A 14,810-nucleotide genomic window follows, 5' to 3' on the forward strand; every position below is an offset into this window, starting at 1 on the left:
GCGCTCAAGTACGTTTCGGCATGTTGCCGCCATGCAAAGGACCGAACAGCCGCGCACAGAGCATGCCCATCGCCAGGATACCGAGGCCGAATGGCACGGCATCACCCGTTGCCTCGACCCGAAAGTCGCCAACACGAAAAACCAGAAGATAGCCGACGACCATATTGAAGAAGCCCCACAGTACATTGACGGTCGATGACGACAGCCCTTTTCCGGACGGCTTCGCGAACGGGCTCTGAAACGGCTCGCCCATCACACCGCTGACGAAATGCGGCACGGCATTCGCGAACAGGACACCGCCGAAAAAATAAGAGACGACATGCGGCCAATCCATTTCAGTTGCTCCTTGAATCGAGTAAATCGATGAGGTAGCGGGCTGTGCCCGTTTCGACGCCGGTTCGGATGAAGTACCTGCAAACGTTCAGGAGTCAGCGAGCCGCTGCAGCAGTTCCACCGCGGCGGCGAGCGTGGCCTGTTCTCGCGGCGATAGCTGCGCTTGCAAGGCACCGATCAGCCAGTCCTCTTTGGCCGCCCGACTTGCCTTGAGCGTTCGTCTGAACGTGGGGGTGAGATGGATAAGAGTTTTGCGTCCGTCGGTTGGATCCGCTTCGCCTTTGACGACGCCCAGCGTCTCCAGACCGGCAACGGTAATGCGCATGGACTGGGGCTTTACGCGCTGCGCTCGCGCTAGCGCGGAAACTGTGGCTGGGCCGTCGCGCTCCAGATGAAACAGCACCGACTTCTGCGCCGACGTAAAGTCGCTCGATTGCGAATGTTCTCGCGCGCGGCGAACCAGTTTGCTCACGGCAATGCGCAGTTCGCCCGCAAGGGCGGCTAGATCGGTAGATTGGGAAGACGGTGATTGTCGTGACATGCCGAAAACATAGCATATGTACAGTTTAACTGTACATATAAACTGAATATATTTTCGCCGTCGAGTCCGCACGAACCCAGCATAAACAAGCGCCTGTGAGATACTTCCTCATTCACGCATAATCCCCGAGTCCACCGCGTCTCAACCGGCCCAGGCATGCAAGTCCATCCCCTCCGACTCGCGCCCGGCGACGACCTTCGCGTCGCCGTCGAAGACGCGTTTCGTCAACGCGACCTGCAAGCGGCCTTCGTCGTCCAGGGCATCGGCAGCCTCCACGTTGCGGCATTGAGGTTCGCTGGCGCGCAAGCGCCGACGGAAATTCGCGGCGACCTCGAAATATTGACCCTCGCAGGCTCCGTCTCGCCCGATGGCGCTCATCTGCACATGTCGATCGCGGATGCGCGCGGGCAGGTATTCGGCGGTCATGTGGCGCGCGGCTGCACGGTACGCACGACCGTCGAGTTGTTGCTCGTGTCGGTTCCGGGCTATTCGTTCGCGCGGGAGGCTGATCCGCAGACGGGTTTTATGGAACTCGTGATTCGCGGCGGCGGCGCTCCGCAGTCCGGCTCCGCCTGATCACGCAAAGGCGCTATCGCTTCGCGCGCCGGTAGTCGCTGAACGCCCCGCCAACATCCGCCCGCCGACCCCCACCAACAGCACACCCGCTGCCGTATCCAGCCCGGCCTTGCGCCGAACCGACGGATGCGAGGCGAGCAACGCCATCGCGCAGTACCACGCGCACGAAATGCCGATCGACAGCGCCACGACCGCGATATCGAGCCACAACGGCGCATGCGCGGGCACCATCAACGCAAAGATGCTGCCGTAGAACGCGATCGACTTCGGGTTCGTCATGCTGACGAAATAGCCTTTCTTCGTCGCAGCCCAGCCGGACGCGGTGCTGCCGACGTCCGCGGACAACGGCCGCCGCGCGGTCACGATCATCTTGATGCCGAGCCAGATCGACGATCAGAAAGTTGGGTCCCGGGCTCGCGACGCTTAGCAACAGGACGCCCGCAAGCGCAAGCAGGAACTTGACGGAATGCAAGATGAATCCTCCGTGGCGGGCCGAGGTGTTAAGGTCTTTTTAGGGTTGGGGTGATCCATTCGACGCGCATGCGCTGTGAACCTGATTCGATTCCGCGCATGATTTTTCGCGAGTCGGCAAGCATAAAAAACGGCACGGGCTATCGCAGCCCGTGCCGTTTCGCCGGTCGGTAGTCGAATACCACCAGGCGTCATCCCAGTGAATGAATCAAGGTCTGATCCGTCACCTGCACCGGCCTGACCTTGATCGATTGACTATAAAGCGGCGGCAGCGTCGTCAGCAGCTTGCTGCATAGCCGCGCGTGACTTCGAGAAAGGCGCGCCGAATTTTCGACAGCCCCTCGACGCGCGGCAGACACAGAGCAGCAGATAGCCGCGGTTGTCGAGCATCGCGACCGCGTGCCCCGTGCCGCCGTTCTTCAGGTCTTCGGCCACCGCTTCCTTCAGAAATGGCGCGAGCCCCGTTATCATCGACCAGCGCGCCGCCAACGCTGAACGAGCCGGCGCAGTTCGCCGTCATCGCCTGGAGCGCGGCCTGTGTCATCGCGGATTGCGTCGATGTAACTTTTTCAGCCATGTTGATTCATCTCTGTGGCGCGGATTGAATACCGACTGCAAAGAGAATGAGCGGAACCGGCGGTCGGATGCGCACCCATCTGGGTGGTTGGCGCCGGCATGAAAGCCGAGTGAGGGAGCAGGCGTGACGGTAGATTCTGTTACTTCGAACGCGAGAGGGAAACCCGCTCGGATTGATAGCTTGCGTGGTGCGAGCAGCGGCCGCCGCGCGGCGGCGCCGCCGTCCGTGCCGCTCGCGCCATGCCGGTCGCCGCGATCGCCGCGCCCGCACGCGGCATGACGCGCGCGTTCGCCTAGTGCGCGGCCGGCTCCTGCGTGATGGAATCCACGCGGTCGGGATAGAACGCAAGGTGCTCGCGGATCGGCGCGACAGCGTCGTATGGGTGCTCGTAGGTCCACACCGCGTTGGTGCCGCGCTCGCCGGCCGAAGGAATCGAGAAGTATGCGCATTCGCCCTTGTACGGACAATAAGTGGCGTGCGCCGTGCGTTCGAGCCGGGTCATGTCGACGTCCTTGCGCGGGATGTACAGCACGGCCAGATAGCGGGCTTCGAGCAGCGTCAATGCGTCGTGCGTATCGGCAATCACGTGACCGCCTGCCATGACGATCACGCGCGCGTGGTGGTGCTCGATCATGATTGGATGATCCGGGCCGGGGATCTTGACGGGTTTGTCGTTCGGGACCGAATGAGTGGACATAACGAGGCTCCCTGCGAAAGTGGGGCTGCGAGGTTCGTGCGTCGACGGCGATGTTCGTCGCCGAACGCCACGCAAGCGACTGAAGATCGCCCGTATTGCCGTACTACTTCCTTTCAGGTATTTCTATCACATACTAACGCAGACCTTCCAGGTGCTGTGAGCGGCGCAATGCCCGTCGGAATTGCATCAGTTGCGTGCGCGTGCTTTTGTGCAACGGGATGGCGACTTCGCGGAAGACGAACACGATCAGCCGACTGACAGGAGCGCGTCATGCTCGTTGGATATGCCGTGTATGACCCTGCAAGTGAGCCTGCAATCTCGTCGACAAATGGCGAGGTTGTTTGACTATGCCGGCGCTTCGGAAGTGTTGGTCACTTCGCGCATTTGGGGCGTGTGCCGCTCTAACCTTGAACCTGTTGTCCTGCCCTTCGCACGCACAGGTCGCGCCGAGGCAATTGTCGAGCAATACCGTGATTGGCGGCAATGTAAAGCAGCACGCAGACGCTGTGCTCGCGATCATGACTTACACGACAGTCCCGGACGTGACGACCAGTAACCTGTCGGTCAACAACGGCCTGACGGGTAATCCCGGCTTCGGGCAGACGCAATTTGGCGGCGGCTTCACCCTCAGCAGGTCGTTTCCGTTGTACATGGAGGGCACGCTCGCCTACAGCCGCTACGATCCGATCTTCATTGCCACGGATGGCGCCCAGCAGCGTGCGGTGCCGACGAAGTGGAACACCTTCAGTGGCACGGTCGGCCTGGGGTGGGATTTCCGCATCACGGACGAACTGGTGTTCCGTCCGATCTTGAACGGCACGATTGGGCGTGTCTCGAGTGACCTGAAGGTGGGGCAGACCCTCTTCAATCATGTCACCGACAGCAACCTGCAGTTCCTCGAAAACGGCTCGCTGAACGCCTACGGCTATGGCGGCTCCCTGATGCTCGACTACGAACACTACCGCGAAAACTACGAAATCGACGCCGAATTGCGGGCAACCGATATTTACCTGCGCAGCTTCGGCGGTTCGTCGGAGGCCGTTCAGGGCTCGGCCATGGCGCAGCAGGTGAGCCTATGGACGCGCTGGCGCGCGCCCACCGGCTGGCACGCGCTGGACCGGCCGGTCCGCTACGTGCTGGAAGCCGCTTACTCGCATTATTTCGGCGATAGTGCCGGCGTGCTGGGTTTCAACGACCTCACGTCGCTGGGAGTCGGCCTCGAACTCGACAGCAGCAGGTATCCCGTCATCGTCACCCGTACGCGGGCGATGGTGCGCTATGTGTTCGGTCGCAACGTGCACGGGGTGTCGTTCGGATTCGCGATGAGTTTCTAGCCAGGCCAGCTTGCCGGTCCAGCAACGAGGCTCGAACCCATGCGCGCGATCCAATGTTTCTGGTTCTCGCGCGGCCATGCGGTATAGCGCTTGCTCGGCCCAGACATGAATCGATCAAGGGAGCCGTGATGAACGACGAACCGAAACAGCCCGATGCCGGCAGGCAATCTGCCGGGCACGTTGTAGCAGAACCAGGCCCTGAACGAAGGGCCAAAACGAAGGACCTCGTGCCATGCGTACACTCGGACACAGCCGGTCGACGAAGCGGATCGACAGCGAGCCGGACATGCGCCTGCAGAAGATAGAGATTGCCGACTTCCTCGTAAGCTGGACCGTCGTCCGGGATTCGGAAGGCGCTTTCCAGTGGGTCGTGGTCGTGACGGAGCGTGGCGGTGAGCATCACACGATCTTCGAGCGACGCGGGACGTGCGGCCACGTGTCATGGGGCGACGCGCTCGACATCGCGGCCGAAACTGCGCGCCGCGTCGCGGCCGGGCTCGTCGAGCCGGGTGAACCGGCGAAGACGAAACAGCGGCGCGGGCGCACGCCGGGTGCATCGCGCCCGAATCGTTGATGCGCGATCGCGGGCAGCGCCCCGTGGGGTCAGTAGAATGTGCTAGTTCCATTGACGCCGCGTCTGTGCCGCGCGCCGCGACCTCGGCAGCCAATGCCGCAACGCGAGCAATACAGTCGATCCCAGCAGCAGCGTGGCGATCGGAAACGTGCCCGCGGCATTCACCGCAATGTCCATCGGGCGCTCTCCGAGCAACTGCATCCGGCGGCGCGTCATCGCGGCGCCGAGCGACTGCAGTTCGTTCTTCAGCACGCGCTCGGCGTCGGGCAGCAGGATGGTTTCCTCGTCGGCGACATGATGAGCGACTTCGCGGATCAGTTGATAAAAGAGCCCGTCGTAGGCGGCGTTTTCGGGGCCCATCCCGCGCAGCTTCGCGATCGTTGCGCGCATCTCGTCGTGCTCGGGACGGCTTTTTCTCAGTGCCTCGTCGTTGCCGAGCGCGCGGCCGAGCGCCGGGTAGAAAATTTCCTCCTCGAGCTGCGCGTGGATATCGAGCGCGTCGCACACGCCGTTGACGATCGCGCGTTTGCGCCACCACGGCGTGGACGCGTGGTATCGGTGCGAAGCGGCGAGCACGTGCATATGGTCGAGGCGGATCATCGACGTAATCGACGGCGACAGCGATGAGGCGTCATTGGACATGGCGTTTCTCCAGGGAAAGGGTGCCGGCGGATACCGCATGCGCCATTCCCGCTGCCCAGCAATCGATCAACGCGGTGTCGGCTGCCGCAAGCGGAGTGGGTTGCTGCTCGTGAGGGCGCTCAACGCGGAGTCCGCGGCATCCGCCGCACGGGCGAACAGGTCGTCGACGATTCGCCGCGCCGCGCTATATCCGCCCATCAACGCATCGGCCTCGGTGTCGAACGGCCGGCTGCCTCCAATGTCGACGCGCAGCGGCGAGAACGTTGCGACCGCAGCGCCCGCCTGATAGATGTGAACCACCGCCGCGTAGCGTGTGCGTACCGCCGCGCGCCCGGCGGGGCGCAACGTGAAATCCGCCTCGACGGTCACCTCGATCGTGAACCCGTGGTATTCGTAGGTCCGCATCATCATCATGTCCTTCGTCGCGTGAGTGTGTGATCGTGCCGGTGCGCGATGATCATGCGCGACGGGCGCGGCGTTAATTGCCGCCCTGCGCGCTCGAGCGGCGCTGGCTCCGTGCTTCGAGCGTAGCGAGCCGCGCTTGCGGCTGCAGTTCGGCGTTGGCCTCGATGCGCGCGCGCCAGTAAGCCAGCGTCGCAATTCCCGTGCCCTGCCAGTCGACGCGGTCGGATTGAACGAGTTGTTCGAGGCGCTGGACAATCCCGCTGATATGCGTCAATTTCCTTGTGACGTCGTTGTGATTACGCGCGGCTTTCACAGGTTCTCTCCCCGTTTTGTTATCTCCAGCTTACTCGTCGTTCACAGTAAGTCATACCGGCTTGATGACATGTCGAAAACGCCGGATTCAGCATGCTCGCATTTGCAAAAAAAAAAGTACATCGCAGTGAGTTGTCGGAGACAGCCGCATTGTGGACAGCCCCGTCCACTCTCGCGCCGCAGTTTGCGGGACCCACATTCGACGAACCGACGCGCCGGATTGCTTCTACGCTCGACTGTTGGTGTGACGTCGTGATGACAGCGTGTGCAAATGAAGTTCGCGCCGTCGTCGGTTAGTCGGTCGACTTCTGATCTGGATCAAAATAGCAAAAGGCGGTGTGGTTATCGCGTCAGCGCTCGGGTACCCTCGTTGGAAATCCCTTTGTGCGTGGCACGATGAACGTGGTGACTATCGCGAGGGAGGGCGAAATGCCTGATGTCGGACAAGGCTCGTGCGCTACCGATGCACGCAAGCGCGGCGCATCCGCGCGTTGCGATGGTGATCGCAACGCGACTCACGCAGCGAAGAATCGGCGCGCGGCAGCGCTGCGCGGAACGCTCGTGATGACATTTGCCGTCGCCATGATGGGTGGATGCGCGACGTCGGCCGAGCGCACCAATGTGCAGCCTTCGGGTCAACAGACGTGCAATGTGGCCGGCAAATTCTGCAACACGTTTTTCGGACCTTGACGGAAATGCTCCCAGCGCGTGTGGGCGCGCACGGCACGTTTCCTGACCGGCCCGCGTTCGTCTGCAATCGGACGACCGATGTTGGACGTGTCGCGGCGCGCGTTTGCTCGGGCGTGTCCGTGGCCTTCAGCTTGTGGACAGCGAGCATCGGTTGGAGGAGCATGGTCGCCTGGATACGCTTGAAGGGGTATGCGCGGTCGGACAATTCCACCCCACCATTTACGCGCACGAGCGAGGCAACCAGTCGTCCTATTGCAGGAGGAAAGAAATGCTCACGCAGAAAACCAAGGACATCGTCAAGGCCACGGCCCCGGTTCTGGCCGCGCACGGCTATACGATCATTCAACGTTTCTGCAGACGGCACTTCGAGGCGCCAACAAGCACGCGAGCCTCGACGTGAAGGCGGAGCACTATCCGATCGTCGGCGAATATTTACCGAAGGACGAACAGCCGGTCGCGAACTTCGAGCCGGGCCAGTACATCGGCATTGCCGTCGATGTGCCCGCGCTCGGCCTGCAGCAGATCCGGCAATACAGCTTGTCCGACGTGCCGAACGGCCATAGCTATCGAATTTCGGTCAAGCGCGAGAGCGGCGAGGCCGGGCGGCCGCCGGGCTATGTGTCGTCGCTGCTGCACGATCACGTCGAGGTGTTCGGACCGGATCTGTTCGCTGAATGACGCATACGGTCGTGCCGCGCGACGGCTGCCCCGGAAGCGACAAGCAGGAATGCAGTCACCGTGACCGGGAGTGCGGCATGAAAGTGCACCATCTGAACTGCATTTCGACTTGCCCGCTGTGCGGCAAGCTGTTCAACGGCCACCCCGATTCGTTGATCCGCCGCGGGCATCTGACCTGCCATTGTCTGCTCGTCGAAAGTCCGGCGGGGCTCGTGCTCGTCGATACCGGTTTCGGTTTGCGCGATGTCGCCGATCCCTATTCGCGCCTCGGCAAATTCTTCCTGAGGCTGCTGAAGCCTGAGTTCCGAAATGAAATGACGGCGATCAGGCAGATCGAGCGGCTCGGTTTCGACCCGGCCGACGTGCGCCACATCGTGATGACGCACCTCGATTCCGACCATGCGGGCGGGCTCGACGACTTTCCGCACGCGACGGTGCACATGCTCGCGAGCGAGCGCCAATACGCGGCGCAGCAGAAGACGTGGCTGGACCGGCAGCGCTTCAGGCCGCAGCAGTGGTCGTATCAGAACATGTGGCGCGTGCATTCGCCGCAGTACACCGAGCGTTGGGAGGGCTTCGCCAAGGTCCATCCGATCGAAGAACTCGCGAGCGAGATCGCGCTCGTGCCGTTGCGAGGCCATACCTATGGTCACGCGGGCGTCGCGGTACACGGTGATGGCGGCTGGTTGCTGCTCGCGGGCGACGCCTATTTCGACAGCGGCGAGCTCGACCCGGTGCGCCCGCATTGCGCACCCGGTTTGCGCTTCTATCAGTGGATGCTCGAAAAGGATCGCGCGGCGCGACTGTACAACCAGCGCCGCCTGCGTGATCTGGCGAAGCGGGCGAGCCCCGCGTTGACGATTTTTTGCAGCCACGACGTCGACGAATTCGAGCGGCTCGCGGGCCGTTCGGTGGCGGTGCCGGCGGAGCAGATGGCGTGATGCTCGCAGGCTTGCGAGCGCGCCCGGTGCTTCGCGGATCGCTCACGTCTTGCGCCTGGCCGAGGCACCGTGCGGGGCGGGGCGCGTTTCCTATACTGCCTTTGTCCTCCGTTCGGACTCCAGGGGACATCGTTCTCAAATGCGCTTGCGGCGACCATGCCGGTTGAAGGCTGGTGGCTCTTTTTTGCGCGAGCGCATTTCATCGATCCGGCCGCCGCAGCAGCGCGGCCGCGAGCAGGCCCGCGCCGAGCGCCACGTAGACGTTCCCGAGCGAGCGGCGCGACAGGTGCGCCTCGAATCCAGGGGTCAGCCTGTTGGGCACCACCTTGTAGTCGACCACATACGCGCTCGCCACGGTCGCGGCCGCGGCCACCGCGGTCGCGCCGGGCCGTCGTGACGGGTCGGGGCCGGCCATCCGGTCAACCAGTTGCTCGAACATCATTGCCCAGAAGATCGCGGCTGCCTGATGGATCGCGAAGCCGGTCACCGTATGCCGGATGCTGAAGCCGCGTTCACGCAGCGCGCGTTGCGGCCACAGGCAGTGGGTGACGGCATTGATCGGCGCGAGCGGGCTGCCCGATGCGTCCGTGGATGCCGCCGCGGCTGTCGCCGCCGACACGCAGCCGGCCAACAGCCCCGATGGGACGGCTCGGCGTAGCGTCGCACGGGTGGCCTGATACCACGGAGAACCGATTTTGTACTCGAGCGTTTTCATGGCAGGGCTCCGGTTCGGGCGCGCAAACGCACGCCCCATGATCGCGGACAGCGGTACGCGCGAGGAGCGGCATGGTGCGTTCCGCGCGGACGATGCGCAGGAATGCCGGCCGAAAATCGTGGCCCCACTGCGATACGCAGTGCGCTTCATCGACGACGACGAGTTCGATGCGTTGCCGAGAACGCGCCCGCAATGACGCTGCGGATGATGCCCCGTTGGCCGGGGCGCAGCCGACTGATCCCGAACACTTCGCGCAACGTCCTGCGCATCGCGTTCAGACGGGCGGACGTGTCGCGCGGGATGGAGGTGTCGGTCATGAAGTTGGCGGTTGGCTTGCGGCACGGCGAGTCAGCCTGCGGATAGCAAACATCGTACCGCGACCGGGCGCCGCAGCGGGAACGCCGGGTGCTGGTACGTCATGACGTGATATTTACGGCCAAACGGGTGGACTCATGAACAAGGAAGACAAGAGCGACGCGTATCCCTACGCGTCGGGCGGATGGGGGTCGGTCAAGGCGGTGGCGACAATCCTGCTGCAGGAAAAAGCACCGCTGAAGGATAGCCAGGTTCTGATGCATCAGAACAAGCCCGACGGTTTCATGTGTGTCAGCTGCTCGTGGGCGAAGCCGGCCGATCCGCATACGTTCGAGTTTTGCGAAAGCGGTGCGAAAGCGACCGCGTGGGATCTGACGGCCAAACGCGTAACGCCCGATTTCTTCGAGGTCCACACGGTCAGCGAGCTCGCCAAATGGCACGACCACGATCTCGAGGAAGCGGGGCGGTTGACCGAGCCGCTGCGCTACGACCCGGCTACCGACCGCTACGTGCCGGTGCCGTGGCAGCAAGCATTCGATGCGATCGGCGCCGAGCTGCGCACGCTGGACCCGGCCAGCGTGGTGTTCTACACGTCGGGCCGCGCTTCACTGGAAACCTCGTACATGCTGCAGCTTTTCGCGCGCATGTACGGCACCAACAATCTGCCCGACAGCTCGAACATGTGCCACGAAAGCACCAGCGTCGGCCTCAAGGAAGCGATTGGCGTGGGCGTCGGTACAGTCTCGCTCGACGACTTCGAGAAGACCGACCTGATGTTCTTCTTCGGCCAGAACGTCGGCACCAATAGCCCGCGCATGCTGCATCAGTTGCAGGACGCGCGCAAACGCGGCGTGCCGATCATCACGTTCAATCCGCTACGCGAGCCGGGGCTGCTGCATTTCGCAAACCCGCAGTCAGCGTTGGAGATGCTAACACCCACCGATACGCAGATCAGCACGCAATACCACCAGGTGAAGACGGGTGGCGATACCGCCGCGATCCTCGGCATCTGCAAGCTCGTCATCGAAGCGGACGATCGCGCGGTGAGCACGGGCGACGCGCGCGTCGTCGACGTCGATTTCATCCGCGAGCATACGAACGGCTATGAGCAATTCGCTCAGTACGCGCGCGACGCGAACTGGGACGACATCGAGCGAGTGAGCGGATTGCCGCGCGACGCGCTCCAGGCAGCCGCCGACGAGTACATGAAGGCGAACGCGGTGATCATCCATTACGGCATGGGTCTCACGCAGCATCGGATGGGCGTGCAGAACGTGCGCATGCTGTGCAATCTGCTGCTGCTGCGCGGCAATATCGGCAAGCCGGGCGCCGGGCCGTCGCCGGTGCGCGGGCATTCGAACGTGCAGGGGCAGCGCACGGTCGGCATTACCGAAAAGCCGGAGCTCGCGCCGCTCGATCAACTGGCCAGCCAGTTTTCGTTCGAGCCGCCGCGCGAGAAAGGCATGAACATCGTCGAGGCCTTCGAGGCGATGCTCGACGGCAAGGTCAACGCGATGATCAACCTCGGCGGCAACCTCGTGCGCTCGGTGCCCGACCGGGTGCGCACCGAACCGGCGTGGGCCGCGCTCGGGTTGACCGTCAACGTGGCGACCAAGCTCAATCGCAGCCACCTGGTGCACGGCCAGCGCTCGTATCTGCTGCCGTGTCTGAGCCGCATCGAGATCGACCGGCAGGCGGGCGGCGCGCAGGCGGTGTCGATGGAAGACAGCACGGCGCACTTTCATGGCTCGCGTGGCATGGCCGAACCGGCCGCGCCGACGATCCGCTCGGAGCCGTTCATCGTCGCGGGCATCGCGAAGGCGACGCTCGGCGAGCGCTCGAGCGTCGACTGGGATGCATGGCGCGACGACTATTCGCGCGTGCGTCTGGAGATGTCGAAGACATGGCCCGAGATGTTCGGTGATTTCGAGGCGCGCATGTGGACACCCGGCGGCGTGATCCGGCCGCTGCCGGCGCGGGAGCGCAAGTGGAAGACCAAAAGCGGCAAGGCCGAATTCATGGTGCCGACTGCGATCGGCGAAGATCCGGACATGCCCGCGCGTGAGCCCGATTCGCTGCGGTTGATGACCTTGCGCAGTGACAGCCAGTTCAACACGACCATCTATGGCCTCGACGACCGCTTCAGAGGCATCAAGGGTTCGCGCATGGTGATTCTGATGAATCGGGCCGACATGGAGAAGCGCGGACTCGCGCACGGCGACCGCATCTGCCTCGAGACGATCGCGGACGACGGCGTCGAGCGGCACGTCGACGGACTGACCGTCGTGCCGTTCGACGTGCCGCAGGGATGCATCGGCGGCTATTACCCGGAATGCAATCCGCTGCTGCCGCTATGGCACTACGCGAAAGAGAGCAAGGTGCCGGGCGCGAAGTCGATTCCGGTGCGCGTACTGGCGGCCACGCGGTGATCAGTGCTTCGTAGATACAAAGAGGCCGGCATCGTTACCGGTGCCGGCCGCTGAATTACACCCGGGCAGCGCGTGAAGGGCATGATAAGCGCGTGCCCATCTCCATCATAGTCGGGCCAGCGGCCCGCAACGCGTGATGTCCGTTACCCGGCATTGAAGGACAGCGCACGACGCCACATAGTGTTCGGATACTGCGACGTCCCCTACGGATTCGGGGACAGCGTTTCTCCAGAAGCGCTCATGGCATTCCATCGCTGCCTCCGGGCTGCGGTTCGATTTGCCGGCAACCCGGCATCGTCCGTTTCATCGCGTCGGCAGCCCCCGCACGCGACACGCAGTCCATGCGCGATGTCCGCGACCTGTGCGCGCGCCTCATCGAATTGCTGAGGAAGGGTTGAGAGCAGTCCATTGCTTAACCAACCACGGTCTCGCGGCCAGCGATCTGCCGGCGTCATGAACGAATCGCCGGCAAACGCCGTCGTGCATCACATGCGCCTACGGTGATGAACAGAATCCGGGTAGCCGCGACAATCGCCGGTCTCCCAGGTATGGCTGCGCGGGTTGCGCAGCCATACGGGGTTATTTCGAAAGCTGGGTCGGGACTTGCGTCGACGCTTGTGTCGGAAGTTGCGGAATCTGCGGAAGCTGTGGAGGTTGCGGAAGCTGCGGCCCACCCTGTGAAAGCTGCTTCGTGGACGGTTGCACGGCGGACGCTGGCTGCTGCGACGGCAATTGCTGCGGCAGATTGCTTTGCGCAAGCACCGATGTGCTGGTAAGGAAGGCGAACAGTACAAGGAAGATCTTTTTCATTTCAATTCTCTACAGTTCAATTCTCTACAGTTGGTTGTCTTGATTTTGATGCGATTAGCAGCCGCGAGCCGTATCAACGCGCGGCCAAGATTGCCTTGTAACGCCAGGACGCTGTTGCGGTACTGAAGTCGACGGGGCTACCCGACGCTACGTTGTCTGACGGGAGGAAAGCCGACGAACTAGTCACCCCGCCGTAGTTGTTGAACGCTTGCCGCTGGGCTTCCACGCGGGCTAACACCGCCTGAAAGTCCATTGCATGTTGTGTATTGGCGTCCGTGTGGTCATGGTAGCTGACCGTTTGACGCTGAACCGGTTGCACAGCCGCTTGCTCCCAGGTTTGGGGACCGCTGCTGCTAGCGAATGCGGCGGTCGAGAAGGACAAGATCGACGCGACAACAGGGACGGGGATGAAGGTCTTCGACTTTGGCATGATCAGACTCAATATCGAGCGTCGGATTCAGGAGACGCGGTGTTTGGGGAACAACGGTCTGGCGAGGCATGAGTGCTGTTTGCCAGTTCGTTGGTGCCAGTCTAGTCATTTACGGTCGGCTTACAAGCATCTACGGGGCAACGGATAGTTGCCGTCGCTGCAAGGTTGTAGCCGATTGCGCTGAAGCAGTGTGTGCTTCTTTAGTGTGTCCGGAGGCAAGGGCGGTGTGGACTGTCTGAATGACACGCAGCAATTCGCTTCGACTGTATCCGCTGGTCGTTATACAAACGAGATCAGCCGTCGAGCATGCGCGCTTCCATCGCCGTTCGTCGACAAGACGCTACGTGGGTATCGGAATACGTCCGCAAACCGTGTATTGAAGATCTCGCAACTCATAATTGCGCGCGTCGAATGGCGGCGCGCTTTGCTTATACTGCGTCCACACGAAACAGGCTTCGTTTTTACGCAGGAATACTTATGGCACACCAACTTACGCTCCACGCCGGTTCATCGAACACGGACGTCATTCACGACATCGTTCAGCACGCGTTGCGCAGCGCTGCTACGGCCTCCACCACGAATGGAGCTATCGATGTGCTTGGTCAGGCGCTACTCGAGGTCGAGCGCCTCGCCGCGCACCCGAGCGTCCTGACGCACTGAGCCCGCTGCGCGTCTGCGAACTGGCCGGGAGTCGGACCGGCAGCGCAGCGCACGGCGTACCGCCGATGGCGGATGCAGTGCGGCTCGATCTTTAAAATCAATATTGACCGATCGCGCGAATGTGATAATATTATCACATAGTGGCCCGTCCGCGAAGTTGCTGTAGGCGAGTCGCCGCAATGCCAGCGCACGCTGAATCAACCGTGGAGATGTCACCCATGACTGCTCAACCAGACCTGAACGATTCGCTGCATCGGCGGCAGGAATGACGCGCCGACGGCGCTTCTTTTTCGCCTTGCTGTGCTCGTTCCCGCTTGTTGCGACGGTCTGCGGTTGTTCCACGACCGTGACGCCCACGCCGCGCGTCATCGCGATTGTCGTTCCCGCGGTGCCAGCACCAGCAATGATGTCGCCGCCCGATCCGATGGTGCGTCCATTGTGGATCGAAGTCACCGGGCAACCCGGTGGCCAATCGCAGACAGGCACCAGCAAACCGGCGACGCCGCAAGACCCGTCGCGCCAGCACGGTGACGACAGGCGTACCCACAGCGCGGCTAGCGGCGCGACGCCGATCTGACGGATGCGCCGCGCGGCGACCCGCATCGCCGGCTCCTGCGGTTAAGACGGACACTTCCGCCGATGCTTCGGCTCAACGACGAAAGCCACTCGATCACTCGCCC

General features: G+C 62.7%; 15 protein-coding genes and 2 pseudogenes. 6 read left to right on the plus strand and 11 right to left on the minus strand.

All coding sequences use genetic code 11. From position 1 onward, the window contains the following. Nucleotides 1–4: 4 nt before the first annotated feature. Complete coding sequence (locus tag OKW39_RS22835) at nucleotides 5–334, minus strand: hypothetical protein (protein WP_429563758.1); 330 nt, start codon at nucleotides 332–334, stop codon at nucleotides 5–7. 87 nt (nucleotides 335–421) lie between these two features. Next, on the minus strand, nucleotides 422–874 hold the full coding sequence (locus tag OKW39_RS22840; protein WP_090810567.1) for a MarR family winged helix-turn-helix transcriptional regulator: 453 nt from the start codon (nucleotides 872–874) through the stop codon (nucleotides 422–424). Between the two features lie 156 nt (nucleotides 875–1,030). Between OKW39_RS22840 and OKW39_RS22845 the strand changes: the two genes are divergently transcribed. Beyond that, nucleotides 1,031–1,450 carry a PPC domain-containing DNA-binding protein gene (locus OKW39_RS22845; RefSeq protein WP_429332556.1) on the plus strand — a complete coding sequence of 140 codons (420 nt, stop codon included), beginning with the start codon at nucleotides 1,031–1,033 and terminating at the stop codon, nucleotides 1,448–1,450. Here OKW39_RS22845 and OKW39_RS22850 read toward each other — a convergent pair. The 3 genes and pseudogenes from OKW39_RS22850 to OKW39_RS22860 form a co-directional block, all read right to left on the minus strand. After that, a pseudogene (locus OKW39_RS22850) lies at nucleotides 1,451–1,925 on the minus strand (LysE family translocator). A gap of 251 nt (nucleotides 1,926–2,176) precedes the next feature. Then, nucleotides 2,177–2,356: a hypothetical protein gene (locus OKW39_RS22855; RefSeq protein ID WP_429563759.1), complete on the minus strand. Its 180-nt coding sequence runs from the start codon at nucleotides 2,354–2,356 to the stop codon at nucleotides 2,177–2,179. Nucleotides 2,357–2,790: 434 nt separating this feature from the next. Then, on the minus strand, nucleotides 2,791–3,195 hold the full coding sequence (locus tag OKW39_RS22860) for a DUF427 domain-containing protein (RefSeq protein WP_184059155.1): 405 nt from the start codon (nucleotides 3,193–3,195) through the stop codon (nucleotides 2,791–2,793). Nucleotides 3,196–3,542: 347 nt separating this feature from the next. Between OKW39_RS22860 and OKW39_RS22865 the strand changes: the two genes are divergently transcribed. Together OKW39_RS22865 and OKW39_RS22870 are read left to right on the plus strand one after the other, a co-directional pair. Then, nucleotides 3,543–4,529, plus strand: a complete 987-nt coding sequence (locus OKW39_RS22865; RefSeq protein ID WP_090810559.1) for a hypothetical protein — start codon at nucleotides 3,543–3,545, stop codon at nucleotides 4,527–4,529. A 232-nt stretch (nucleotides 4,530–4,761) separates the two neighbouring features. Continuing rightward, nucleotides 4,762–5,103: a hypothetical protein gene (locus OKW39_RS22870; RefSeq protein ID WP_429563760.1), complete on the plus strand. Its 342-nt coding sequence runs from the start codon at nucleotides 4,762–4,764 to the stop codon at nucleotides 5,101–5,103. A 42-nt stretch (nucleotides 5,104–5,145) separates the two neighbouring features. Here OKW39_RS22870 and OKW39_RS22875 read toward each other — a convergent pair whose 3' ends face one another. The 3 genes from OKW39_RS22875 to OKW39_RS22885 form a co-directional block, all read right to left on the minus strand. Further along, complete coding sequence (locus tag OKW39_RS22875) at nucleotides 5,146–5,745, minus strand: hemerythrin domain-containing protein (protein ID WP_090810555.1); 600 nt, start codon at nucleotides 5,743–5,745, stop codon at nucleotides 5,146–5,148. A 66-nt stretch (nucleotides 5,746–5,811) separates the two neighbouring features. Continuing rightward, nucleotides 5,812–6,159 carry a hypothetical protein gene (locus tag OKW39_RS22880; protein ID WP_429563761.1) on the minus strand — a complete coding sequence of 116 codons (348 nt, stop codon included), beginning with the start codon at nucleotides 6,157–6,159 and terminating at the stop codon, nucleotides 5,812–5,814. 64 nt (nucleotides 6,160–6,223) lie between these two features. Continuing rightward, nucleotides 6,224–6,463, minus strand: a complete 240-nt coding sequence (locus tag OKW39_RS22885; protein ID WP_429563762.1) for a hypothetical protein — start codon at nucleotides 6,461–6,463, stop codon at nucleotides 6,224–6,226. A 957-nt stretch (nucleotides 6,464–7,420) separates the two neighbouring features. Here OKW39_RS22885 and OKW39_RS22890 point away from each other — a divergent pair. Further along, a pseudogene (locus OKW39_RS22890) lies at nucleotides 7,421–7,803 on the plus strand (hypothetical protein); the annotation flags it as partial. Nucleotides 7,804–7,907: 104 nt separating this feature from the next. Continuing rightward, nucleotides 7,908–8,771, plus strand: coding sequence for an MBL fold metallo-hydrolase (locus tag OKW39_RS22895; protein WP_090811807.1), 864 nt, complete (start codon nucleotides 7,908–7,910; stop codon nucleotides 8,769–8,771). A gap of 199 nt (nucleotides 8,772–8,970) precedes the next feature. Here the strand turns inward: OKW39_RS22895 and OKW39_RS22900 are convergent, their stop codons facing one another. Continuing rightward, the gene (locus OKW39_RS22900) at nucleotides 8,971–9,486 is read right to left on the minus strand and encodes a hypothetical protein (RefSeq protein ID WP_429563763.1); all 516 of its coding nucleotides are present in this window, start codon (nucleotides 9,484–9,486) and stop codon (nucleotides 8,971–8,973) included. Between the two features lie 146 nt (nucleotides 9,487–9,632). After that, nucleotides 9,633–9,803 (minus strand): hypothetical protein, encoded by a 171-nt coding sequence (locus OKW39_RS22905; protein ID WP_429563764.1) that lies wholly within the window; start codon nucleotides 9,801–9,803, stop codon nucleotides 9,633–9,635. A gap of 135 nt (nucleotides 9,804–9,938) precedes the next feature. Here OKW39_RS22905 and OKW39_RS22910 point away from each other — a divergent pair, with 135 nt between their 5' ends. Continuing rightward, nucleotides 9,939–12,230: an FdhF/YdeP family oxidoreductase gene (locus OKW39_RS22910; protein ID WP_429332549.1), complete on the plus strand. Its 2,292-nt coding sequence runs from the start codon at nucleotides 9,939–9,941 to the stop codon at nucleotides 12,228–12,230. A gap of 1,849 nt (nucleotides 12,231–14,079) precedes the next feature. Here OKW39_RS22910 and OKW39_RS22915 read toward each other — a convergent pair. Further along, the gene (locus tag OKW39_RS22915; RefSeq protein WP_429563765.1) at nucleotides 14,080–14,733 is read right to left on the minus strand and encodes a hypothetical protein; all 654 of its coding nucleotides are present in this window, start codon (nucleotides 14,731–14,733) and stop codon (nucleotides 14,080–14,082) included. Nucleotides 14,734–14,810: the final 77 nt, after the last annotated feature.

Source organism: Paraburkholderia sp. MM6662-R1, assembly GCF_050436245.1.
Lineage (GTDB): Bacteria > Pseudomonadota > Gammaproteobacteria > Burkholderiales > Burkholderiaceae > Paraburkholderia > Paraburkholderia tuberum.